The organism is Symbiopectobacterium sp. Eva_TO (assembly GCF_053848865.1).
Genome location: NZ_JBSPEY010000004.1, coordinates 2,950,962 through 2,974,501, shown reverse-complemented (window position 1 = coordinate 2,974,501; position 23,540 = coordinate 2,950,962). Strand labels below are relative to the sequence as shown.

Below are 23,540 nucleotides of genomic sequence, written 5' to 3'. Positions count from 1 at the left end.
ATCAATGAACCTGTTACGTTCTGCAATTTCGCTTTTTATCCTGCTGACACTGGTTGTCGGGGCGGGCTATCCGTTGCTGACAACCGGGTTGGCACAGTGGTGGTTTCCCGTGCAAGCTAACGGCTCGCTGGCGATGCCGGAAGGCAAGGTGCGCGGTTCGGCACTGATCGGTCAGTCTTTTATCCGCCCGGATTATTTTCAGGGGCGGCCCTCGGCAACGGCTGACTCACCCTATAATGCGTTGGCCTCTTCTGGCAGTAACCTGGCACCCAGCAATCCGGCATTGGATGAGGCCATAACGCAGCGCGTTGCCGAATGGCGTAAGGCGAATCCACAGGCCAATGCGTTCGTCCCGGTGGAACTGGTGACGACCTCCGCCAGCGGATTGGATCCGCACATTTCTCCTGCTGCTGCGGCGTGGCAAATTCCGCGTGTGGCACAAGCGCGCCATTTGCCAGAAGCAACGTTGCGCCAACTGGTGCTGGAGAACACGCGACGTCCGCTGTTGCCCTTTATCGGAGAGCCGGTGGTTAATGTACTGGCGTTAAACATGGCGCTGGATGCCGTGCCGAAACCGTGAGGCTTCGCTATCCTGAACAGAGGATGACTTGAAAGGTATTGTGATGAAGGAAGAACCCCTGCGTCCCGATCCGGATGCGCTGCTGGCTCAGTCTGACCGCGAAGGGCGCGGCAAACTGAAAATCTACTTTGGTGCCTGCGCGGGTGTCGGGAAAACCTGGGCCATGCTGCAAGAGGCACGACGATTGCGTGCGCAGGGGTTGGATGTGCTGGTGGGCGTGGTGGAAACCCATGGCCGACAGGAGACCGCTGCGCTGCTGGAAGGATTGGAAACCCTTGCCCGACGTGCGACGGGACGACATCGTCATCTGGAGTTCGATCTGGATGCCGCTCTGGCGCGGCGTCCTGCCGTGATTCTGATGGATGAGCTGGCGCATTCCAACGCACCGGGTTCGCGCCATCCCAAGCGCTGGCAAGACATCGATGAACTGTTGGATGCTGGCATTGATGTGCTGACCACGGTGAACGTGCAGCATCTGGAAAGCCTCAATGATGTGGTCAGCGGCGTCACGGGGATTCGGGTGCAGGAAACCGTCCCCGATCCTTTTTTTGACTCGGCTACCGAAGTGGTGCTGGTGGATTTGCCGCCGGACGACCTGCGGCAACGATTGAAAGAAGGCAAGGTATATGTGGGCGATCGTGCAGAGCGCGCCATCGAGAACTTTTTTCGTAAGGGTAATCTGTTTGCGCTGCGGGAGCTGGCGCTGCGCCGCACGGCGGATCGCGTTGACGATCAGATGCGCGCCTGGCGTGATGCCAGCGGGCGAGAGGAACGTGTCTGGCACACCCGCGATGCGATCCTGCTGTGCATTGGCGCTAACACCGGCAGTGAAAAGCTGGTGCGCATTGCCGCCCGGCTGGCCGCCAAACTCGGTAGCGAATGGCATGCAGTAACGGTGGAGACGCCCACGCGGCATCGGCAGGGCGAAGTGCGTCGGCGTGGAATTCTGCGCACCTTGCAACTGGCACAGAAGCTGGGTGCTGTTACCGCCACCTTATCTGAGCCCGATGAAGCGAAAGCGGTACTGCGCTACGCACGTGAGCATAACCTCGGCAAAATCATTATGGGAAGGCCGCCGCAGCGCCGTTGGGCGTTGCCTAATCATTTTGCGCGTCGGCTAAGCCGCCTTGGGCCGGATCTCGACTTGATGATTGTAGCTTTGGATGATGTGCCTGACGTGCATGCGGCACCGCGCATAGACACACACCTCAGCCCGGATAAGTTGCGCCAGAAAGCGCGCGGCTGTCTGGCTGCAACCGCGCTATGCGCGTTGATTACGCTGGTGAGCAAATGGATTTTGCCCGACTTTTCGCCGATCAATCTGGTGATGGTCTATTTATTGGGCGTGGTGCTGATTGCCATTGGTTTTGGCCGTTTGTCCTCGGTGGTGGCGGCAATACTCAATATCGTGGCGTTCGATCTGTTTTTTGTCGCGCCGGAAGGTACCTTTGCCGTCAGCGATGCGCAGTATCTGGTGACTTTTGCGGTGATGCTGACCGTGGGCGCGATCACCGGCAACCTGACGGCGGGGGTGCGCTATCAGGCGCGGGGTGCCCGACATCGGGAGCAGCGCGCGCGTTACCTGTACGAAATGGCCGACGGGTTGAGCCGGGTGCGAGCGCCGAACGATATTGCGCTGATTTGCCAGCGGGTGATGGGCAGTGCACTGTTTGCCCGCTGTGAAATCTGGCTGCCAGACGCGCAGGGAAAACCGATCGCGCCAGCCGAGCGTTTGCTGCATACCATTCCCGATCCCGCTATCGTCAAATGGAGCTTTGAGAAAGGGCATGTGGCGGGCGCAGGAACGGATACGCTGCCCGGCGTGCCTTATAAAGTGCTGCCGTTAATCTCTTCCGAGGACACGTTAGGGTTGCTGATTATTGAGCCAAGCAACCTGCGTCACCTGTTGATACCCGAACAGCAGCGGCTGCTGGAGACGTTTGTAATGCTGATTTCCGGTGCGTTGCTGCGTCTTGCTCTGACGCGGCGCGAACAACAGTCACGTCTGGTGGCTGAGCGGGAAGAGCTGCGTAATTCCTTGCTGGCTGCGCTGTCTCACGATCTGCGCACACCGCTGACGGTGCTGTTTGGTCAGGCGGAGATCCTGCTGCTCGATCTTTCCACGGAAGGATCGCCGCACGCGCCGCAAGCGGGTGCACTTCGCCTGCAAACGTTGAGTACCATTCGCCTGGTGAACAACATGCTGGATATGGCACGTATTGAAGGGGAAGGCTTCCGCCTGCAAACCGACTGGGTCGCGCTGGATGAGGTCATTGGCGGTGCGCTGAAATCCCTTGAGGCGCTTCTGCCCGCCGATGCGGTGCAATTGGATCTACCGCAGGAGATGGTGTTGCTTCAGGCCGATGGCGCACTGCTGGAGCGTGTATTTGCGAACTTACTGGAAAACGCATTGAAATATGCGGGCAGCGCGCGGGCGATAGGAATTCGGGCTCGCGTGTTGCCGGGGAAAATCAGGATCGAGGTATGGGACGACGGCCCCGGAATCACCTTGGGCAGCGAACAGCATATCTTTGAGAAGTTCACCCGTGGTAATGAGGAGTCTTCCATTCCGGGTGTCGGGATGGGATTAGCGATTTGTCGTGCGATCGTGATGCTTCACCACGGGGAGATCAGTGCAGCCAATCGGCCAGAAGGGGGAGCCTGTTTTACGGTACAACTCCCTCTGTCGCCAGTGCCGGAAATGCTGGAATCATCTTAATAAATAGCTTGTAAATCAATGTAAAATACTTGAACTCATCCAACATTGTCGGTAAAAAGGTGACGGGTGTTAGCCACATGTTGTGGTGAGACAGGTTTGTGCGTTGGTCGGGCCGCCACGCGGAGTGATAATAACCATGAATCGACACCTGTCCCCGCAGGGCATTCCTCGTGCTCAGCGTTTGGCGGAACGCGCTTTCGCCACCCTTGAACGTTTTCTCCATATTGAAGCGGTAAGCGGCATTGTGCTGCTCGTGGCTGCTGCTGCGGCATTGGTTTGGGCCAATTCGCCGTGGGCGGAAAGCTACCATGCGCTCTGGCATCTACCGATCTCTTTTAGCATTGGCAACACGGAAATCGCGCATTCACTGCATTTCTGGATCAACGACGCCTTTATGACACTGTTCTTCTTAGTGGTCGGTATGGAGATCCGTCGTGAAATTCATGAAGGTGCGCTGAGCAGCCTGCGGCAAGCTATGCTTCCGATCGCTGCCGCCGTGGGCGGCGTAATAGTACCCGCGTTGATTTATCTGAGTGTGAACAGCACGCCGTTGCAGCAACAAGGCTGGGCAGTGCCGACGGCAACGGATATCGCGTTTGCCGTGGGGGTGCTGGCACTGTTGGGCAAAGGCATTCCCGGCAATGTACGGGTGTTTTTGCTGGCGTTAGCCATTATCGATGACATTATCGCCGTTTTGATCATCGCGTTCTTCTACTCCGGTGGGCTTGAATACCACGGCTTGATCCCTGTGCTGGTGGGCGTATTGATGGTGTTTGGGCTTCAGAAGATTGGCATCGGGTCGGCCTGGGCCTATGTCATTCCCGGTATCATCGTGTGGTTGGGTTTTCTGCTCACGGGAGCGCACCCGACATTAGCGGGGGTAGTCTTAGGACTCATCACCCCGGTTACCTCCGTGCGGGTGATGAAGGAGCGTCCATTGGAGCGCCTTTCTTACATTGTGCGCGATCTGATGCACAAGCAGGATACACAGGCTGCGGAGCAGTTAGTCACACCGCTTAAGCAGTTACACCGTGCTCAGCGTGAAGTGTTACCGCCTGTCACTCGCGTGCAGATGGCGCTGCACCCTTGGGTGGCTTATGGCGTGATGCCGTTGTTTGCTCTGACGAACGCAGGGGTAAGCATGAATGGCATTGATTTGTCGGGCGCGGGGCCACTCGGCGTGATGATGGGCGTTACGCTGGCACTGGTAGCCGGTAAGTTGCTGGGCGTAGTCGGTGTTAGCTGGCTAATGGTACGCTTTGGTGTGTGCCAGTTACCGCCAGAGGTATCCTGGCGCGGTGTGTTTTTGATTGGGCTGCTCGCTGGTATCGGTTTTACCATGTCGATCTTTATCGCCATGTTAGCCTTCGACGATCCGCAACTGCTGGGCGCGGCCAAGCTAGGGGTGCTGTTGGGCTCGCTGATTGCGGCCACGCTGGGCCTGCTGTGGGGCCGGTATTATGCGCGTCGCCGCCGTGTGCAGCAGGCCGGTCAACCGGTTTAATCCAAACCAAACAGGTCGCGGGTATAGACTTTATCCGCGACATCCTCCAACTCCGGCGCCATGCGGTTTGAGATGATCAAATCAGCCTTGTGTTTGAACGTTGCCAGATCGTTTATCACTGGAGAGCGGAAAAATGTCTCTTCCGTCAGCACCGGTTCATAGACCACGACGCCAATACCTTTGGCTTTGATCCGTTTCATGATGCCTTGAATTGCTGAAGCGCGGTAGTTATCGGAGCCTGTTTTCATCACCAGACGATAAACACCTACCACGCTGGGATTATGTTTGAGAATATCATCGGCAATGAAATCTTTACGCGTGCGATTTGCCTCGACGATGGCACAAATTAGCCGGTTAGGGACGCTGGCATAATTGGCTAAAAATTGCTTGGTGTCTTTGGGCAAACAATAGCCGCCATAACCAAATGACGGGTTGTTGTAATGCGAGCCGATACGCGGATCTAACCCGACCCCCTCAATAATCTGTCTGCTATTCAGCGTATGCATCTGTGCATATCTATCGAGTTCGTTGAAATAGGCGACACGCATGGCGAGATAGGTATTGGCGAACAGCTTGATGGCCTCCGCTTCCGTGGCATCGGTGTAGAGCACTGGCACCGTTTTCTTGATTGCCCCTTGCAGTAGCAAGGCGGCAAAACGTTCTGCGCGCGGCGAGCGTTCTCCAATGACAATGCGTGAAGGGTAGAGATTGTCGTGCAGCGCTTTTCCCTCGCGCAGAAATTCGGGAGAGAAAATAATATTATCCGTGGCAAAGGTGCACCGCAGTTGTTGGGTGTATCCCACGGGAACCGTTGATTTTATGACGATAAGCGCATCGGGGTTGATGGATAACACATCCTGCACTACGGATTCAATCGACTGGGTATCGAACGCATTGGTGATGGGATCGTAGTTGGTTGGCGTGGCGATAATCACGATATCCGCGTCCTGATAGGCCAACTGTTTATCCGTTGTAGCCACCAGATTGAGCGGTTTTTCCTTGAGATAATGGCCAATATCTTTATCAACAATCGGCGACACGTTCTGGTTTAAAAGTGCCACCCTGTGTTCGACAACGTCGAGAGCCACCACCTGATTGTGCTGGGCCAATAGCACTGCGTTCGACAACCCGACGTAACCGGTGCCCGCGATAGTACATTTCATCATGTTAAATCCATATCGTTATACACATCTTTTGGCCATTTTTTGAACAGGATGCTCAGAACCCCGTGAATTAAGGCATTCAAGCCATCCCATTGGCTTTTTGAGGTTCAAAATGCCACTCTGAGATAAACCCGTAACTCATTGATTAAAAAGTGCATTAGAAAGATGTGTATAACGATATGTGTTAAATCCGCCTGAAAAATCCGGGGACAGTATAGAGAGCGTACGTGCATGAATTTTAAAAATTGCCAAAACGATGCTGTGCTCGTTGCGTCATTTCAGATTCGCCTGAAGGGGTTTTGTTAGCAATAAGGTAAATGGCGGGGTGTTGCTATCAGAAAACGCCACGCTTGATTGTCGTGTGGCGTTGACGTTTCTCACCAGTTGAAAGGTCTTCTTTGTGAGGGTATGTTGCTCGGCGCAGACTAATAGAAAGTTTCCTGACCGGTGAAATGCCCCCCCCATCCTGCCGGATTGGTGAAAATACGGATGGCGGTGAAATCCGGCTGTGCGCCGCAGTCAAACCAGTGGCGGGTGTTGGCCGGAACACGCAACAGGTCACCCGCTTCGCAGGTTAAACGAAACACCTTGTCGCCCAGCGGAACGAAGAACGTGCCGCTTCCCGTGACAAAAAAACGTACCTCATCTTCGCTGTGGGTATGTTCTTGTAAAAACTTCTCACGCAGTGCCTGTTTGTCGGGGTGATCCGGCGTAATACGTATCACATCGGCGGCGGTGTAACCCTCTTGCCGTTTAAGGTGCTCTATATCCTGCTGAAAATGACTGAGCAGGGTGTCACTGTCCGCCGTTGCGGACAGTGAGACAATCTCCCAACGCTCGAGCTGGATTCCGGCACCCGCGAGCAACTCGGCGATATCGTCAAAGGCGGCCAGTTGCTCCGCGGGTTGTGCAGTGTGCGGTAGTTGGAATATGGATAATGTGGTCATGGATATTCTCCGCAAAAGAGGTAGACCATAACCATTCGCTTTGCAGGGATAAATCGCAAGACGAATTCTTTATATCTTATGCTGCCAGGTTGTTTAGTGTTATGATTTTGTTAATTTTATTTTTCTTTTGTTAACCGCGGGATGAACGTTAGCACGATGGCCAACGTCGCCAGCGTAAGGATTACGCCACCGTATATGTACGTGGTGTCGATCAACCCCAAATGCTGCGTCAGATAGCCTGCGATGATGGCGGGCACGCTGTTTGCCAAGTAGCTTTCGATGTAGAACACGGCAGTGAGGCCTGCTCGTTCGTGCGGCTTTGCCAACGGAAGTACGCTACGTAGCGCGCCGAGGAATGCCATGCCAAACCCCAGCCCGGTAATGCATGCCCCCGCCAGCAGCCAACCGGTACTGGCGCGATGGACGGCGAACAACATCAGCGTCATGCCTACAATCAAGCAGAGTGAGCCCGCGCGCAGTGTCGGTGTTGCGGCAGTGCGCCGTGCCAGAAGAATCGCCACGGCACCGCTTAGCGTCAGGGCTGCGACGGATATTCCGCTTAGCCAGGGGGAAACCGCTGGCGTATTTTGCGCCAGCAATGAAGGCATCAGCGAGAGATAGAAACCGCCCACCATCCACACCGCAACGTTGCCCGGCATGACCCTGTACATAAATTTGTGTAATTGCCTGATTTTGATATGTTCAATCCAACATCAAAAACAGGTTAATTTATGCACGAAAAACAGTTGCAGGCTCTGGCTAACGAACTGGCCAAAAATCTCAAAACCCCTGACGATCTCAGCCAATTCGATCGCCTGCTGAAGAAAATCAGCGTTGAGGCTGCTCTCAACGCCGAAATGTCCCACCATCTGGGCTACGATAAAAATCAGCCCAAACCGGGGGCCAACTCCCGCAACGGCTATTCCACAAACACCGTGACCACCGGCGATGGCCCTCTGGAACTACGTACTCCGCGCGATCGTGATGGCTCCTTCGAACCACAACTGGTGAAGAAAAACCAGACCCGGATCACCGGGATGGATAACCAAATCCTGTCCCTGTACGCCAGAGGGATGACCACCCGCGAGATAGCGTCTGCGTTCAAAGAGCTGTATGACGCGGATGTCTCACCGGCGCTGGTCTCGAAGGTCACCGACGCCGTGATGGAACAGGTTACTGAATGGCAAAATCGTCCACTGGATGCAGTCTATCCCATTGTTTACCTTGACTGTATCATCCTGAAGGTCCGGCAGGACAGTCGCGTCATCAATAAATCCGTGCTCCTGGCACTGGGTATCAACATCGAGGGCCAGAAAGAACTGCTGGGTATGTGGCTGGCCGAAAACGAGGGCGCGAAGTTCTGGCTCAATGTGCTGACAGAACTAAAAAACCGCGGCCTGAACGATATCCTCATCGCCTGTGTTGACGGTCTGAAAGGCTTCCCGGACGCCATCAACGCGGTGTATCCGGAAACCCGCATCCAGCTGTGCATCGTGCACATGGTACGCAACAGCCTGAGGTTCGTCTCTTGGAAGGACTACAAAGCTGTCACACGCGACCTGAAAGCCATCTATCAGGCCGCTACGGAAGAAGCAGGCCAGCAGGCGCTGGAAGCATTCGCCAGCGCATGGGACAGCCGCTATCCACAGATAAGCCGGAGCTGGCAGACGAACTGGAGCAATCTGGCAACGTTCTTCGCTTACCCGGCTGATATCCGCAAAGTCATCTACACAACCAACGCCATCGAGTCGCTGAACAGTGTGATCCGGCATGCGATTAAAAAACGCAAGGTGTTCCCGACTGACGACGCAGTGAAAAAGGTGGTGTGGCTGGCAATCCAGTCGGCCTCACAGAAATGGACGATGCCACTGCGGGACTGGCGTATGGCAATGAGCCGTTTTATTATCGAGTTCGGTGACCGCCTGGACGGTCACTACTGAGAAAAGCATTTACACAGAATCATGTACAGGGTCGCCGTCACGCCAATCAGCACGATGTAGATAATGCGAAAGTAGAGCTTAGGCTCATCCGGGAAATAATCCCGTCCCCAACTGATCCCCCGACCAAACAATAAGATCCACCAACTGATGCTCCAGAGCCAAAAGGACTTCGCAGCAGTCTCACGTCGCAACGGCCTGATATAGCACCAGGTGAACAGCGAACCAAACAGCAGCCATAAGGATTGAAACGTTTCAATGACCATCACTGCCTGGCTTTGCGCGGAAAAAAGCCGATTCCCGTTGTACAACAATGAGATGCCAAAAATCGCGATCGCCACGGTGTGGGGATACAGAGTTTTATCAAGTTTAATAACGCGACACATATCGACCAATAACGACGGCTAGGGTAGGTCGATACGCTGGCTGTTTTTTTGCTTTTCGAGTGAAAGCGTTTAGGCATCCGTGCGCTTAGCACCGGATACCTAAAAAGGACTAACGAAAATTACGCCTTCGTTGATGTTGACGGGGGTTGATGCAAATGCACATCCATTTGCGGATAAGGAATGCCGATCTGGTGCTCATCCAACGCTCGTTTAAAACTTTCTAACAGATCCCATTTCACCGCCATGGTATCACCGTTGGTCGTCCAGACCCATACGACAAAATTCAGTGATGACGCGGCCATTTCATTCAAACGGATGGTGACACCACGCTCATGCTGGATGCGCTTATCAGCCGCGACGATATCCCCCAGCACCGTTTTGACCTGGTCAATATCAGCATCATAGGCCACCCCAACGATAATTTCGGTGCGTCTGTCCGGCTCACGACTGCTGTTAATGATGTTTCCGGCAATGATTTTCCCATTGGGAATAACGATGATTTTACCATCCGGCGTACGCATCGTAGTGGAGAAGATCTGCACCTGCGTCACCGTACCAGAAACCCCGCCCAAATCGACAAACTCACCGGTACGGAACGGGCGGAACATCACCAGCAGTACACCCGCCGCGAAGTTTGACAGCGAGCCTTGCAGCGCCAAACCCACCGCTAAGCCAGCGGCACCCAGCACCGCAATCACCGATGCGGTTTGCACGCCAATACGGCTCAATACTGCAATCAGCGTAAAGGCAATAATCCCGTAACGCACCAATGCAGCGAGAAAATCCGCCACGGTGGTATCAATGCCACGCGCCACCATCACCCTGCTGATACCGTTAGATACCACACGCGCCACCAGCAAGCCGATGAGCAAAATGATAATGGCGGCCACCACGTTCACCGCATACTGAATCAGCAGAGCCTCATTATTGACCACCCATTGCCCCATACGGCTCAGGCTTTCGGTTACATCCAGTTCTTCCATTTGCACTCTCCCCTTTTTTGCATTTCACCCTTTGAAAGGGATGGTTCACACCCAAAATGGCCGCAATGTAGTGGTCAACTAATATTGGCCACCGCATTAGACTGTATGTAGAACAGTCGCTCAGATTCGTTTGGAGTTAAGCCGCCGTTATACCAGTGAGGCCGGATAGCGCTGTAATACCCCGTGATGTAGCGGATAATCGCGTCCTGGGCTTCGCTGAAGCTGTTGTAACCCTTTGTCGGCACCCATTCTGTCTTCAGGCTGCGGAAGAACCGCTCCATTGGCGCATTATCCCAGCAGTTACCCCGCCGACTCATACTCTGCTTTATCCGGCAGCGCCACCGGGCTTGCCGGTATTGACGGCTGGTATAGTGGCTGCCCTGGTCGCTGTGGAACATGACTCCTGTTGGTTGTCCCCGGAGTTCCCAGGCCATCTGCAACGCTTTAACTGTCAGCGCCGAGTCCGGCGACGTCGACATGGCCCAGCCCACCGGTTTGCGGGCGAACAGATCTAGCACCACCGCAAGGTAAGCCCAGCATTTGCCCGTCCAGATGTAGGTCACATCGCCGCACCAGACCTGATCCGGCGCGGTAACCGCGAACTGGCGGTTGAGATAGTTCGGTATTTCAACGTGTTCATTGCCGCCGCGTTTGTATTTGTGAGCCGGTCGCTGGCAGCTGGCGATACCCAGCTCCTTCATCAGCTTGCCAGCCAGCCAGCGCCCCATTTTGACACCGGAGCTGCCGGTGACGATGGTCGCGATACTTCGAGCGCCGGCAGAGCCGCCGCTGGCGTTCCAGGCTTCCATGACGCGGCTACACTTAACCACGCGCTCACCGTCGGGTTCATTAGCGGAAGCCTGCCAGTGCCTGTAGCTGCTGCGATGTACCTCAAAAGTTTGGCACAACGCCGTGACCGGGTATCGCGCCCTCAGCCTGTCGACTACCGTGAACCGTTGAGTGAGTCCGACATTAAGAGCGCCGTAGCCTTTTTTAGGATTTCGTTCTCCATTTCAAGGCATTGGACTTTTTTCTTCATCTCACGCAGCTCGAGCTGTTCAGGGGTAAGAGGAAGTCCCGTTGGCGTTTTTCCTTGTCGTTCAAGGCGAAGCTTATTGACCCAGCGACTAATGGCAGAATGGCTGACATTAACCGCCTCTGCGGCCTTAACGTATGTGTAGCCGTGGTCGACAACCAGCTTTGCGGCTTCGAGCTTAAATTCCGCCGTAAAATGTTTACCCATGAGGTCACCTGTCGTGTTGATGAGGTGAGCATATCACCTCCGATCAGGTGGCCAGTATAAGTGTGCCACTACACAACGCAGGCCAGAAAAAATTAAGGCTCCTGATAAAAGGAGTCTCTTATTTTCATGCATTGTTTATCAATGCACTTATTAATATAGATTACAGAACGTCGATCGCGTTCAGTTCTTTAAACGCTTTTTCTAAACGAGCAACCATGGTTGCCTGGCCAGCACGCAGCCAAACGCGCGGATCGTAGTACTTCTTGTTCGGCTTGTCTGCGCCTTCCGGGTTACCCAACTGCCCTTGCAGGTAGCCTTCGTTCTTTTTGTAATACGCCAGCACGCCTTCCCAAGTTGCCCATTGGGTGTCGGTGTCGATGTTCATTTTGATCACACCGTAGCTCACCGCTTCGGCGATCTCTTCTGCCGTAGAGCCGGAACCGCCGTGGAACACGAAGTCCAGGCTGTTATGCGGCAGGTTGAATTTCTTGGAGACATATTTCTGCGAATTGTGCAGGATTTTCGGAGTCAGTTGCACGTTACCCGGTTTGTATACGCCATGCACGTTACCGAACGATGCCGCGATGGTGAAACGCGGGCTGATGGCGTGCAATTTTTCGTAGGCGTAAGCCACGTCTTCCGGCTGGGTGTAGAGTGCGGAGTTATCAAGGTGGCTATTGTCCACGCCATCTTCTTCACCGCCAGTGCAACCCAGTTCGATTTCCAGCGTCATGTTGATTTTTGCCATGCGCTTGAGGTATTCGCTGCAAATCTCGATGTTCTCTTCCAGAGACTCTTCCGACAGGTCGATCATGTGGGAGGAGAACAGCGGTTTGCCGGTTGCGGCAAAGTGTTTTTCACCGGCTTCCAGCAGACCATCCAACCAAGGCAGCAGTTTTTTCGCACAGTGGTCAGTGTGCAGGATAACAGGAATGCCATAGTGTTCAGCCATCAGGTGAACGTGTTGTGCGCCAGAGATGGCACCGAGGATAGCGGCTTTCTGACCTTCCGCTTTCAGGCCTTTACCCGCTGTAAACGCGGCCCCCCCGTTAGAGAACTGAACGATAACCGGTGCGCGAACTTTCGCTGCCGCTTCCAGCACCGCATTGACGGAGTCAGTACCGACGCAGTTGACTGCGGGCAGAGCAAAGCCATTTTCCTTTGCTACTGCGAAAACTTTCTGAACGTCATCGCCAGTGATGACACCAGGTTTTACGAAATCAAAAATTTTAGACATGTTACGTGTCCCGTCTTGTTGGCCGTGGAGGGTTGAGATAATTGACTACGGGCCGGACTCACTGCGTCCGAACCCACCGTTGCCCACTCGGCGAGGGAGCAACGGGTTGCCGGGTGACATCACCGGCAAAGCGGCATTACTGCTTAGCACGCTCTTCTAGCATGACTACCGCAGGCAGTTTTTTACCTTCCACAAACTCCAGGAAGGCACCGCCGCCGGTAGAAATATAAGAAATCTTGTCTGCAATACCTAACAGGTCAATCGCAGCCAGCGTATCGCCACCGCCGGCGATGGAGAACGCTTCGCTGTCTGCAATCGCCTGAGCGATAATTTCAGTCCCTTTGCGGAAGTTCGGGAATTCGAACACGCCAACCGGGCCGTTCCACAGGATAGTCTTGGCGTTTTTCAGAATATCGGCCAGACGCTCAGCGGAGACATCACCCAGGTCCAGAATCTGTTCATCATCTTTGATGGCAGTAACAGACTTCAAGGTTGCGGTTGCGGTTTCGGAGAATTCCGTCGCCACGCGCACGTCGCTCGGTACCGGAATATCGCAGGTTTCCAGCAGTTTTTTCGCTTCAGGGATCAGATCCGCTTCGTACAGCGATTTGCCCACGTTGTGACCCTGTGCCGCCACGAAGGTGTTGGCGATGCCGCCGCCGACGATCAGTTGGTCAGCGATTTTGGACAATGAGCCCAACACGGTCAGTTTGGTAGACACTTTAGAACCGCCAACGATAGCCACCATCGGACGCTCTGGGTTGCTCAGCGCTTTACCCAACGCTTCCAGTTCGTCTGCCAGCAGCGGGCCTGCACAGGCGATATCAGCAAACTTGCCTACCCCGTGGGTAGAAGCCTGAGCGCGGTGCGCCGTACCAAAGGCATCCATGACGAACACGTCACACAGCACTGCGTATTTCTTCGACAGCTCTTCGTCGTCTTTCTTCTCGCCTTTGTTGAAGCGAACGTTTTCCAGAACCACCAACTCGCCTTCGGCAACATCAACGCCATCCAGATAATCCTTCGCCAGACGAACTGGAAAAGAAATTTTATCTTTCAGATAGTTAACAACCGGCAGCAGGGAGAATTCTTCGTTGTATTCCCCTTCGGTCGGGCGTCCCAGGTGGGAAGTCACCATGACACGCGCGCCTTGTTTCAGGGCGATTTCAATGGTCGGCAACGACGCACGGATACGCGCATCAGACGTCACTTTACCTTCTTTAACCGGCACGTTCAGATCCGCACGAATCAGTACGCGTTTACCCGCCAGATCCAGATCGGTCATATTAATTACAGACATGGTGAATCCTCTTGTTGATTCTCTTATAAAGTTGTGTGATCGAGATTAAAATCCCTGACAATTCAATTGCATATAACTAAAAAACGCAGGCTGCCATCGCGCGTGTTGTATCCAGCATTCGATTGGCGAAGCTCCATTCGTTGTCGCACCAGACCAGCGTTTTTATCAGGTGCGATCCACTGACCCGCGTCTGCGTACCGTCGACAATGGCACTGTGCGGATCGTGATTAAAATCAGCTGAAACTAAAGGTAATTCCGTATAGTCAACTATACCACGAAATGCTCCATGCGCTGATTTTTGAAAAATCGCATTGATTTCATTAACATTTACCGCTTGCCTTACCGTTACGCTTAAATCAATGGCTGTGACATTGATGGTTGGCACGCGTACCGAAATCGCCTCAAAACGGTCAGTAAACTGCGGGAAGATACGCGTAATGCCTGCCGCCAGTTTGGTATCCACGGGAATGATGGACTGGCTGGCCGCGCGGGTGCGGCGCAAATCGCTGTGGTACGCGTCAATCACCGGCTGATCGTTCATCGAAGAGTGGATCGTGGTGACTGTGCCGCTTTCAATGCCGAACGATTCATCCAGCAATTTAATAATGGGGATAATGCAGTTGGTGGTACAGGAGGCGTTAGACACAATGTGGTGTTCTGGCTTCAACGTATCGTGATTGACGCCAAACACCACGGTGGCATCAATATCATTGGCACCGGGGTGAGAAAACAGCACCTTCTTCGCACCGGCGGCCAGATGTGCTTCGCCGTGCGCACGATTGCCATAGACGCCGCTGCAATCAAGCACCACGTCGACACTCAACGCTCGCCAAGGCAGCCCCTCAATTTCACGCTGATGCAATAGCAGAATGGCGTCATCGCCCACGTAGAGCTGGTCGCACTCCTGGCGCACATCCCAGGCAAAGCGTCCATGGCTGGAGTCATATTTGAGCAGGTGCGCCATACCTTCCGCGCTCGCCAGCTCGTTGATCGCCACCACGCTAATATCGGCCCGGCGTCCGGATTCGTACAGTGCCCGTAACACGCTGCGGCCAATACGACCAAAACCGTTTATCGCAATACGAATTGTCATCGCATTCTCTGTATCAAGCTGAACACTCGAATTATGTAGGGTATAGAATAATCAGTACCAACAGCAGAATAAACTGTTAAGTAAGACTATTCTTGGGCAACACCCCTGCCCTTGACGATCCATCTGCGGGATAAATTCGCCGCTATTCGGGATCAATCGCCCTAGTTACGCCAACTGAAACGCTTCAGCTAGCATAATGCAAATTTTCATCAAAAGAAATATCTCGGCCAGAGCGCTTGCAGAACAGTGACGTAGTTCAAAGAAAAGGGTGAATCAGCATGACAAGAAACGGTGTCTTGCCATGCAAACCGGTGTATCAGACGGGCTTGGTGCCCAAGAGATTAGGATGTCGCAACATTTCTGCCAACGCCAGCATTGCCAATGACTGCCCATAGGAGCGCTGGCGGATCGGCACATCGATATATTCTGGCAATGTCATGAATACCGGTGTACCGGAAGAGACTTCCGCCAGTTGCCCTTGTTGATCGATACGCGCCAGAAGCGCAGCAATGGCGTTAACGCCAGCATCGGCAAAGCGGCTATCGAGAATGCCGAGTCGATACCCTTTCAGAAAGGCGTAGGCAATCGCCGCCGTCGCCGACGACTCCTGATAACTGTGCGGATCGTTGAGCAGCGTGTGCCACATGCCGTTTTCCGCCTGGGCGCTTAACAACGCTTCGCTCTGGCGCAGGAAGTTCTGTTCAATAAAACGCGACGACGCAGAGTGACTTGCTCGCGTTAATTCCAGCAGTTCAACCGCCGTTATCGCCGCCCAGCCATTGCCCCGGCCCCACAACGCTCCAGCAAAGTGGTGTTTTTCTGTGAAATGCCAGCCGTGTCGCCACAGGCCGCTGACAGGATCGCTTAAAAATTGCGTATGCAATAAAAACTGGTAGATGACGTCTTCGCAATAGGCAGGCTTGTTGAGCAGTTGTCCGGCCTTAACGTGGAACAGACCGCTCATAAACAGGGTATCGACCCACAATTGCCCTTCGTTATTGCGCGTAGCCGTGGTGTGGGCGAATCCCCCCATTTCGGTACGCAGCAGGCCCTGCTCAATCCACTCGCCGTATTCATTTACCAGCGCGCGCCACTGCGCATTTTCCTGCTGCTCCAGCAACGGCACCAGCGTCAGCATCGGCGCGACGTGGTTGACATTCTTCACTGCCGCCTCAGCCTGATAGCGTTCAAACCAGGCGCTCGCTCAGGTAGTCGACATAGGTCTTATCCCCGGTCGCTTGGTACAGGCGCCAAATGCCATACAATCCGACGCCTTGCGACCAGTCCCACAGTTCGATAGACATATCTGAACCGTAGGCACCAATGGATTTGAGATAGGCATCATCCTCACGGATGGCAATGATCTCCTGATACAACGCGGCGAGTTTTGTGGTGATGACTGATTTATCCAGCATGGGTTTCTTCCTGAAGGTTAGGCTACAGAGACGCGCTTAGCAGCAGCGTCTCTGTAACGTGGGGAGGTTATTCCCCAATGGCGATATTAGCCTCACGCAGCAGCGCGATTAGGTGCTGTTTCATTTCCTGGCTGGGCGGCGTCGCAGGCGCGGACACGGCGGCAGAAATTGACGAACCAGTGAGGCGAATCGCTTCTTTTATCAGGCCGGTAAAAGGCACTTCCAGAGTATAGCTCTTCGACAGCACGGCCAGGCGGCGCAGCAGCGCTTGCACCGCAACCATATCTTTATCCAAAAATGCCTTATAGATACCGCAGGTGATTTCCGGTGCAAAATTGGAGGTGGCGGGAATTACGCCATCACCGCAGAGCAGCAGCGTATCGAGGGCGTATTCATCAAAACCGCAGAACACCAGAAAATTAGGATGACGACCTTTCACTTCCGTGATCACCTGGCGAATATGGCTCATGCAATCAACGGTATCTTTGATGCCCACAATATTGGCGCAGCTGTCTGCCAAACGACCAATTAACTCTACGGACAGGTTTTGTCCGGTTAATGCCGGGAAGTTATATAATAATTGAGGAATAGCCACCGCATCAGCAAGGCTTTGTTGAATAAATAGAAAGTTTGGGTAATCATCGGATCAGATCACCATAGTTGTTTCAACATCAGGTCTCCATGGCAAAACAAAATTTTAAAATCACTAACTGGCCCTCCTATAACAAGGCCCTCAAGCAGCGCGGTTCTCTAACCGTATGGCTAGATGAATCAGCCATTGCTGCATGGACGGAAAAAACGACTACTGAACGGCGTGGACGACCGCTCCACTACTCAGATATGGCCATCACCACAGTCCTGATGATGAAACGCGTGTTTGGCCTAATGAGATGGTCACCCCCACCCTGTGAGCGGTACGCTGACAGGGTGTTTCTTTATGGAGAAGGCCATCATGCAAAACGTCACGCTTATTGGTATCGATCTCGGCAAACGTTCTTTTCACATTCATTGTCAGGATAAATCAGGCAAGGCATTACTGCGGAAAAAGTTTACCCGCACCAAACTCATCGAGTTTCTGGCTACGTGTACACCTACTACCGTTGTAATGGAAGCCTGCGCCGGTGCCCATTTTATGGCTCGTCGGATCAGTGAGCTGGGGCATGAAGTAAAGTTGATCTCTCCGCAGTTTGTCCGCCCTTTTGTCAAGAGCAACAAGAACGATTTCGTTGATGCCGAAGCAATATGCGAAGCCGGAACACGCCCTTCCATGCGGTTTGTGCAGCCAAGAACTGAGGCTCAGCAGGCTATGCGAGCCTTGCATCGCGTCAGGGAGTCGTTGGTCAGAGACAACGTTAAAAAGACTAACCAAATGCATGCTTTTTTACTGGAGTTTGGTATCAGCATGCCGAAAGGTATTGCGGTAATCAAAAGGCTTTCAGCTGTTCTGGCTGAGAATGACTTGCCACCTTATCTGGCACAGTTGCTGCTTCGATTACACGATCATTACCAATATTTGGTTGGGCAGATAGCAGAGCTCGAAAGAGAACTTGGGCAGGCACTCTCTCTAAATAACTGTTCCGAATAGTAGATCACCTGAAGGGAACTCAGTCCGAGTTGAGCGATCTGATCAATCGATAAAGATCCCAAATCATCAACCGGACTTAGCGATGTCGAGCATAGCACCGATACCCCGTAACGAACGACGCCTGATGAAGAAAACTCTCCATAAAACGCGTGACAAGAATCACGCCCGCAGGCTGACCGCCATCCTGATGTTGTACCGGGGCGAGCGCGTGAGCGATGTCGCCAGAATGCTTTGCTGCGCCCGTTCGTCAATCGGCAGATGGATTAACTGGCTCACCCTGTACGGCATTGAAGGCCTCAAATCTCTGCGGCCCGGTCGTGGCCGTCGCTGGCCGTTTGAACAGATCTGCGCACTGTTAATCCAGCTCGTAAAGCGTTCCCCTCATGATTTTGGCTATCAGCGTTCGCGCTGGAGCACGGAACTGCTAGCGATAAAAATCAATGAGATAACCGGTTGCCAGTTGCATGCTTCCACGGTGCGCCGTTGGCGGCCTTCTGCCGGTCTGGTGTGGCGACGCGCAGCTCCTACGCTGCGTATCCGCGACCCGCATAAGGAAGAAAAAATGGAGGCCATCGCGATGGCGCTGGAACAATGCAGCGCGGAACATCCCGTCTTTTACGAAGACGAAGTGGATATTCATCTGAATCCCAAAATTGGCGCGGACTGGCAGGTTCGCGGGAAGCAGAAACGCATCGTGACGCCGGGCCAGAACGAGAAATATTATCTGGCGGGTGCATTACACAGCGGGACGGGAAAAGTCAGCGATGTTGGAGGAAACAGTAAAAGTTCATGTTTGTTTATCCGTATGTTAGAGCATCTGAGAGCAACGTACAGACGGGCAAAAACGCTCACGCTGATAGTTGATAACTACATTATTCACAAAAGCCGGGAGACGCAGCGCTGGCTGGAAGAAAACCCGAAATTCAGGGTTATTTATCAGCCGGTGTACTCACCATGGGTAAATCATGTAGAGCGGTTATGGCAGGCGTTGCATGAAACCATTACCCGCAATCATCAATGCTGTTCAATGTGGCAGTGACTGAACAAGGTTCGCCGCTTCATGGAAACCGTCAGCCCGTTTCCCAGTGGAAAACATGGACAGGCAAAAGTGTAGCGGTATTAGGAACAGCTATTTAGATGAAACTGGCCAGCATTTAATGACCATCCCTGGTGTTGGACCGATAACAGCCAGCGTTTTGTCATCACAGTTAGGCGATGGCAAGCAATATGAAAACAGTCGTAATTTTGCCGCTTCCACCGGTCTTGTACCACCTCGTTATACACAAGTCCGCAACGCCTTATATGCCAAGGGTTAGCGGGCTGAAATAGGCAGCCGGTGGGGTTGTAAATGAAGTGAAACCGACGTGTACTATCGCCATTTACGGCGCTGAAAAATGACACGGGATTCAGATGGCTGGGCACACCAAGAACTGGAAGGGGTAAATCTTGGTGACACGAGGCTCAATAAGCGTGCCAAAGGGCTTTTGATACGGCTGGCTGAGAATCCGCAAGCCAGCATTCCGCATGCGTGCCTCGGATGGTCTGAGACGCTGGGTGCTTACCGCTTCATGGAGAACCAAGCATTCGAATGGCGAGACATTCTGCAACCTCACTGGCAGCGTACGCAGGAAAGGATCCGAGAACACGAGGTTGTGCTGTGTATCCAAGACACTACCGAGCTTGACTTCAACGGGCAGCAAATCCAAGGCTTGGGTCCCTTGAACTACGAAGCCAGGCGTGGTCTGTATCTGCATCCGACCTACGCGGTCAGTCCGGATCGCGTGGGGTTGGGCGTACTGGATGCGTGGATGTGGGCAAGAGAGCCGAAGGATGCAGACGGAAAACGCGATGGGATCAAGGAGAGTACGCGCTGGCTCGAGGGATACGAGCGAGTTGCTGAACTCGCCTCGGAGTTGCCAAACACACGTCTGGTGTACTTAGCCGATCGCGAAGCGGATATCAAGGCGTTGATGCAGCTCGCTGATGACCTTGGCACTCCGGCTGACTGGTTGATCCGCTCGACTCATAATCGCAGTCTGGACTGTAATGAGAAGCTTTGGCAGAAGGTTGGAAAGACCGTGCCGGTGGGAGAAATCCAATTCGTTATGGCGGCTCGCGCGGGGCAGAAGGCGCGTACGGTGAAACAGGCGCTGCGCGTGAAGCGAGTGTCGCTGCGTTGCGGGTTGGCAGTGACTTGTGTGATAGCCAAGGAAATTGAGCCGCCAGCAGGCGTGAAGCCGGTCGAGTGGCGGTTGCTGAGCAATCGCGTACCTGAAGGACGAGAAGATATCGTGGAGCTGATCGACTGGTATCGGGCTAGATGGGAAATCGAGATGTTCTTCAATGTGCTGAAGAACGGCTGCTGTGTCGAAGCGTTACAGTTATCGACCGTGGATCGCATTGAGCGGGCATTGGCGCTGTTCATGATCGTGGCATGGCGCATCGCCTATTTAATGCGTATGGGACGAACCTGTCCAGAGCTGGACGCAATGTTGTTCTTTGATTCCGACGAGACTCATGGCGCTTACCTACTGATGAACAAGCGTATGCCCAAGGGCCGCCCTAAGCTAAACGAAGTATTGCGCTTAGTTGCGCAACTGGGAGGCTTTCTTGCTCGAAAAGGCGACGGTGAACCAGGCGCAAAAACTATCTGGAAAGGCTTGCAGAAAGTCATGACGGCCGCCGAAACGCTACGCGCGCTCAGGCACGAACAGAGATGTGTATAACGAGGTGGTCTTGTACCCCGTCAATACAGTACTGGAGGGAAGAATACTCTGCTGGGTATTAGCAAGCGTGGAGATAAAAACCTTCGCCGATTGCTTGTTCAATGTGCGCGGGTATTTATCCTAAGAATTGACCATCAATCAGGGAGATTAGCTGATTGGGTAAGGTCTCAGTTGGGCAGGAAACATTCTTGCGTTATGTGCTGTGCATTAGCAAATAAATTAGCTCGAATAGCTTGGGCAATAACGACACGAAATACCGTGTTTGAACAGTAATGCTGGTCTAACAGTCAGCAAGTTAACGAAGTTACCCATCTGGTTTTGCGAAGACTGATTATTGATGACATGAACGGCCTGACGGCCTGATATAAAACCAAAAAATGAAAATGGCTCAATGAAGCCGATGGCCTTTTTAGGAATATCAGGTGCGAAACTCATCGTGGCGCGGGCATCCTTGGCCATAAAGACGCCGGATAGATTTAAGCAAGCCCACCATTAATCAAAGATCAGTGTTGCAAAAATGGGGGTGACCATAGATTCATTGAGGGCTTTACAGGGTTTTGTTGACTCGATTTTTAAACTGATTAAATTGTCGCTGCATTGTCCAGACTATTCGCTGCTCAGCAAGCGAGCAAAGACAGTGAACATCAGCATAAAAACGCCAACCCGTGGTGAAATCTCACATCTGGTCATTGATGGAACCGGCCTGAAGGTCTTTGGCGAAGGCGAATGGAAAGTCCGGCAGCATGGTGCCGACAGACGCAGGATGTGGCGTAAGCTGCATCTGGCAGTAGACAGTGCGACGCATGAGATTATCTGTGCGGATTTGTCACTCAGTGGTACAACTGATGCCCAGACTCTACCGGCACTGATAAACCAGACCCACCGGAAAATTAGAGAGGCATCGGCTGACGGCGCTTACGATACAGGTTACTGCCATGATACTCTGCTGAGGAAGAAAATAAGGCCGCTTATCCCGCCGCGAAGGGGGGCGCAATATTGGCCGGACCACTACCACGAGCGTAACCACGCTGTTGCAAATCAGCGCCTGAGCGGCAGCAACGATACCTGGAAAAAGAAAGTGGGCTATCACCGACGCTCAGTGGCTGAAACGGCCATGTTCCGGTTCAAAACGCTTCTGGGTGGTCATCTAAGTCTGCGTGACTACGATGCTCAGGTGGGTGAAGCCATGGCGATGGTCAAAGCGCTTAACCGGATCACGCTATTAGGAATGCCGAACAGTATTCGCATTACGTAACAATCGACCTGGGGCACAGTCGTTACAAGTTCTGATTTATTCAACAAAGCCCATCAGCAATAGACTTGTAGTGATTATAAAGGCGTTCATCGGACATCAACGCATAATAGGGATTCACAATCATCACCGCATCCGCACCAATATCTGATGCGTGTTGCGTTAATGCAATGGCCTCCGCCGTGGAACAAGATGCGGTACCAATAATAAACGGTTTGCGCCCATTAACTTTTGCTACGCAAAATTCAGCAATCGCTTTGCGTTGTTCCTGGGATAAATTGGCAAACTCTCCCGCACTCCCCAAAAATAAAAAACCGTTTACGGCTGAGTCAATTAGGCTGTGTCCCTTAATTGCATAACTTCTTGTAAAAGAGGCGGATGCAGCCCAGTTTAACCCATATCGTTATACACATCTTTTGGCCATTTTTTGAACAGGATGCTCAGAACCCCGTGAATTAAGGCATTCAAGCCATCCCATTGGCTTTTTGAGGTTCAAAATGCCACTCTGAGATAAACCCGTAACTCATTGATTAAACAGTGCGTTAGAAAGATGTGTATAACGATATGAGTTTAACCATCGACAGATAATTCCTCGCCGTTTTGTCATAACGTGTGGCAATACGGCGGTATTCTTTTAATCGGCCAAAACATCTTTCCACTACATTGCGATGACGGTAAGCGCCACTGGCGAACCGTGAGCGCCCGTCCGAAGCCATTTTTTCATTCGTTTTTCGGGGGATGACTGCCTTTATCCCCTTTCGTTTCAGCTCGTTGCGTAGTACATGCCCTGAATAAGCTTTGTCAGCCAGCACCGCATAACCACGACGCTTCATACTGCCATTCTGGCGCTGAACACCAATACCGTCCAGAAGACGTAATGCGAACTGGCTTTCGTGAGCCTGTCCGGGGCTCAGCAGGATGTTTAACGGGAGACCACTTCCGTCTGTTGCCAGATGGATTTTGGTGCCAAAACCACCGCGAGAGCGACCCAGACCGTTATCTCCGGCGATATCGGGATGTTTTTTTGAGCACCGGCAGCACATTTCAGCGCCCGGATATTACTGCCATCCAGCGCCGTGGCAGACCAGTCAACGAGACCATGCGCATCAAGAGCAGAAAGTAACCTGTTGAAAATAATGTTAATCACACCCGATTTTGACCACCGATTAAAGCGGTTATATACGGTTTTCCACGGACCATATCGCTCAGGTAAATCACGCCATGGAGCACCTGAGCACAGAATCCAGAACATACCATTGATGATTTTACGATGTTCTGCCCATGGACGTCCGGCACGTGGTATTGCTGGTTCAGCAGGCAGTAAAGACTGGATGATCATCCATGCTTCATCGGGAAGGTCGTAGCGAGCCATAGTTCAATATACTGTGGAAACATACTGTTACTATAACTCAGGTAATTAAGGGACACAGCCTAATCTTTCAATTAATATCCCCATGCCTTCCGGATCAA

At 52.9% G+C, this 23,540-nt stretch carries 20 protein-coding genes and 6 pseudogenes; 11 read left to right on the top strand and 15 right to left on the bottom strand.

Annotation, left to right across the window (positions count from 1 at the left end):
* Positions 1–4 precede the first annotated feature (4 nt).
* The 3 genes from kdpC (at position 5) to nhaA (ending at position 4,803) form a co-directional block, all read left to right on the top strand.
* Positions 5–580: a potassium-transporting ATPase subunit KdpC gene (gene kdpC, locus ACWWJF_RS17770; RefSeq protein ID WP_455870171.1), complete on the top strand. Its 576-nt coding sequence runs from the start codon at positions 5–7 to the stop codon at positions 578–580.
* A gap of 43 nt (positions 581–623) precedes the next feature.
* Positions 624–3,299: a two-component system sensor histidine kinase KdpD gene (gene kdpD, locus ACWWJF_RS17765; RefSeq protein WP_455871156.1), complete on the top strand. Its 2,676-nt coding sequence runs from the start codon at positions 624–626 to the stop codon at positions 3,297–3,299.
* 136 nt (positions 3,300–3,435) lie between these two features.
* Positions 3,436–4,803 (top strand): Na+/H+ antiporter NhaA, encoded by a 1,368-nt coding sequence (gene nhaA, locus ACWWJF_RS17760; RefSeq protein ID WP_455870170.1) that lies wholly within the window; start codon positions 3,436–3,438, stop codon positions 4,801–4,803.
* On the opposite strand, the gene ACWWJF_RS17755 is transcribed toward nhaA, so the two are convergent.
* From ACWWJF_RS17755 to ACWWJF_RS17745, 3 genes are all read right to left on the bottom strand, one after another.
* Positions 4,800–5,966 (bottom strand): nucleotide sugar dehydrogenase, encoded by a 1,167-nt coding sequence (locus ACWWJF_RS17755; RefSeq protein WP_455870169.1) that lies wholly within the window; start codon positions 5,964–5,966, stop codon positions 4,800–4,802. The two genes, nhaA and ACWWJF_RS17755, sit on opposite strands and share 4 nt — an antisense overlap.
* Before the next feature lie 425 nt (positions 5,967–6,391).
* Complete coding sequence (locus ACWWJF_RS17750; protein ID WP_455870168.1) at positions 6,392–6,913, bottom strand: 1,2-dihydroxy-3-keto-5-methylthiopentene dioxygenase; 522 nt, start codon at positions 6,911–6,913, stop codon at positions 6,392–6,394.
* Between the two features lie 116 nt (positions 6,914–7,029).
* Positions 7,030–7,572 (bottom strand): MFS transporter, encoded by a 543-nt coding sequence (locus ACWWJF_RS17745; protein ID WP_455870167.1) that lies wholly within the window; start codon positions 7,570–7,572, stop codon positions 7,030–7,032.
* Between the two features lie 72 nt (positions 7,573–7,644).
* Here ACWWJF_RS17745 and ACWWJF_RS17740 point away from each other — a divergent pair, with 72 nt between their 5' ends.
* Positions 7,645–8,853: an IS256 family transposase gene (locus ACWWJF_RS17740; protein WP_455870166.1), complete on the top strand. Its 1,209-nt coding sequence runs from the start codon at positions 7,645–7,647 to the stop codon at positions 8,851–8,853.
* Here the strand turns inward: ACWWJF_RS17740 and ACWWJF_RS17735 are convergent.
* From ACWWJF_RS17735 to ACWWJF_RS17695, 9 genes are all read right to left on the bottom strand, one after another.
* Complete coding sequence (locus ACWWJF_RS17735) at positions 8,847–9,236, bottom strand: hypothetical protein (RefSeq protein WP_455870165.1); 390 nt, start codon at positions 9,234–9,236, stop codon at positions 8,847–8,849. The genes ACWWJF_RS17740 and ACWWJF_RS17735 overlap by 7 nt on opposite strands.
* A 119-nt stretch (positions 9,237–9,355) precedes the next feature.
* The gene (gene mscS, locus ACWWJF_RS17730; RefSeq protein ID WP_455870164.1) at positions 9,356–10,219 is read right to left on the bottom strand and encodes a small-conductance mechanosensitive channel MscS; all 864 of its coding nucleotides are present in this window, start codon (positions 10,217–10,219) and stop codon (positions 9,356–9,358) included.
* Between the two features lie 74 nt (positions 10,220–10,293).
* Positions 10,294–11,462, bottom strand: a protein-coding gene (locus ACWWJF_RS17725) for an IS3 family transposase (protein WP_455870163.1) whose coding sequence is annotated in 2 segments (ribosomal slippage) — positions 10,294–11,207 and positions 11,207–11,462 — 1,170 coding nt in all. Because the reading frame shifts where the segments join, the coding sequence is not laid out codon by codon here.
* Between the two features lie 160 nt (positions 11,463–11,622).
* Positions 11,623–12,699, bottom strand: a complete 1,077-nt coding sequence (gene fbaA / locus ACWWJF_RS17720; protein WP_455870162.1) for a class II fructose-bisphosphate aldolase — start codon at positions 12,697–12,699, stop codon at positions 11,623–11,625.
* 136 nt (positions 12,700–12,835) lie between these two features.
* Positions 12,836–13,999 (bottom strand): phosphoglycerate kinase, encoded by a 1,164-nt coding sequence (gene pgk / locus ACWWJF_RS17715; protein WP_455870161.1) that lies wholly within the window; start codon positions 13,997–13,999, stop codon positions 12,836–12,838.
* A gap of 76 nt (positions 14,000–14,075) precedes the next feature.
* Positions 14,076–15,092, bottom strand: a complete 1,017-nt coding sequence (gene epd / locus ACWWJF_RS17710; RefSeq protein ID WP_455870160.1) for an erythrose-4-phosphate dehydrogenase — start codon at positions 15,090–15,092, stop codon at positions 14,076–14,078.
* Positions 15,093–15,408: 316 nt separating this feature from the next.
* Positions 15,409–16,230, bottom strand: a complete 822-nt coding sequence (locus ACWWJF_RS17705) for a glycoside hydrolase family 88/105 protein (protein WP_455870159.1) — start codon at positions 16,228–16,230, stop codon at positions 15,409–15,411.
* Positions 16,231–16,279: 49 nt separating this feature from the next.
* Complete coding sequence (locus ACWWJF_RS17700) at positions 16,280–16,507, bottom strand: glycoside hydrolase family 88 protein (protein ID WP_455870158.1); 228 nt, start codon at positions 16,505–16,507, stop codon at positions 16,280–16,282.
* 67 nt (positions 16,508–16,574) lie between these two features.
* Positions 16,575–17,102: a dihydrodipicolinate synthase family protein gene (locus ACWWJF_RS17695; protein WP_455870157.1), complete on the bottom strand. Its 528-nt coding sequence runs from the start codon at positions 17,100–17,102 to the stop codon at positions 16,575–16,577.
* An 86-nt stretch (positions 17,103–17,188) separates the two neighbouring features.
* On the opposite strand from ACWWJF_RS17695, the pseudogene ACWWJF_RS17690 reads away from it, so the two are divergent.
* The 6 genes and pseudogenes from ACWWJF_RS17690 to ACWWJF_RS17665 form a co-directional block, all read left to right on the top strand.
* A pseudogene (locus ACWWJF_RS17690) lies at positions 17,189–17,392 on the top strand (transposase); the annotation flags it as partial.
* Positions 17,393–17,459: 67 nt separating this feature from the next.
* A pseudogene (locus ACWWJF_RS17685) lies at positions 17,460–18,068 on the top strand (IS110 family RNA-guided transposase); the annotation flags it as partial.
* 106 nt (positions 18,069–18,174) lie between these two features.
* Positions 18,175–19,206: pseudogene (locus ACWWJF_RS17680) on the top strand (IS630 family transposase).
* 22 nt (positions 19,207–19,228) lie between these two features.
* Positions 19,229–19,375: pseudogene (locus ACWWJF_RS17675) on the top strand (transposase); the annotation flags it as partial.
* A 111-nt stretch (positions 19,376–19,486) separates the two neighbouring features.
* Complete coding sequence (locus tag ACWWJF_RS17670) at positions 19,487–20,818, top strand: IS4 family transposase (protein ID WP_455868936.1); 1,332 nt, start codon at positions 19,487–19,489, stop codon at positions 20,816–20,818.
* Positions 20,819–20,824: 6 nt separating this feature from the next.
* Positions 20,825–21,091, top strand: a pseudogene (locus ACWWJF_RS17665) (transposase); the annotation flags it as partial.
* Here ACWWJF_RS17665 and ACWWJF_RS17660 read toward each other — a convergent pair.
* Positions 21,038–21,277, bottom strand: coding sequence for a hypothetical protein (locus ACWWJF_RS17660; protein ID WP_455870156.1), 240 nt, complete (start codon positions 21,275–21,277; stop codon positions 21,038–21,040). The pseudogene ACWWJF_RS17665 and the gene ACWWJF_RS17660 overlap by 54 nt on opposite strands.
* A gap of 79 nt (positions 21,278–21,356) precedes the next feature.
* On the opposite strand from ACWWJF_RS17660, the pseudogene ACWWJF_RS17655 reads away from it, so the two are divergent.
* Positions 21,357–22,073: pseudogene (locus ACWWJF_RS17655) on the top strand (IS5 family transposase); the annotation flags it as partial.
* Between the two features lie 40 nt (positions 22,074–22,113).
* On the opposite strand, the gene ACWWJF_RS17650 reads toward ACWWJF_RS17655, so the two are convergent.
* On the bottom strand, positions 22,114–22,404 hold the full coding sequence (locus ACWWJF_RS17650) for a dihydrodipicolinate synthase family protein (RefSeq protein ID WP_455871155.1): 291 nt from the start codon (positions 22,402–22,404) through the stop codon (positions 22,114–22,116).
* A 208-nt stretch (positions 22,405–22,612) separates the two neighbouring features.
* A protein-coding gene (locus ACWWJF_RS17645; RefSeq protein WP_455870155.1) for an IS5 family transposase occupies positions 22,613–23,442 on the bottom strand; the annotation gives its coding sequence in 2 pieces (ribosomal slippage) (positions 22,613–23,097 and positions 23,097–23,442; 831 coding nt in all).
* Positions 23,443–23,540 lie beyond the last annotated feature (98 nt).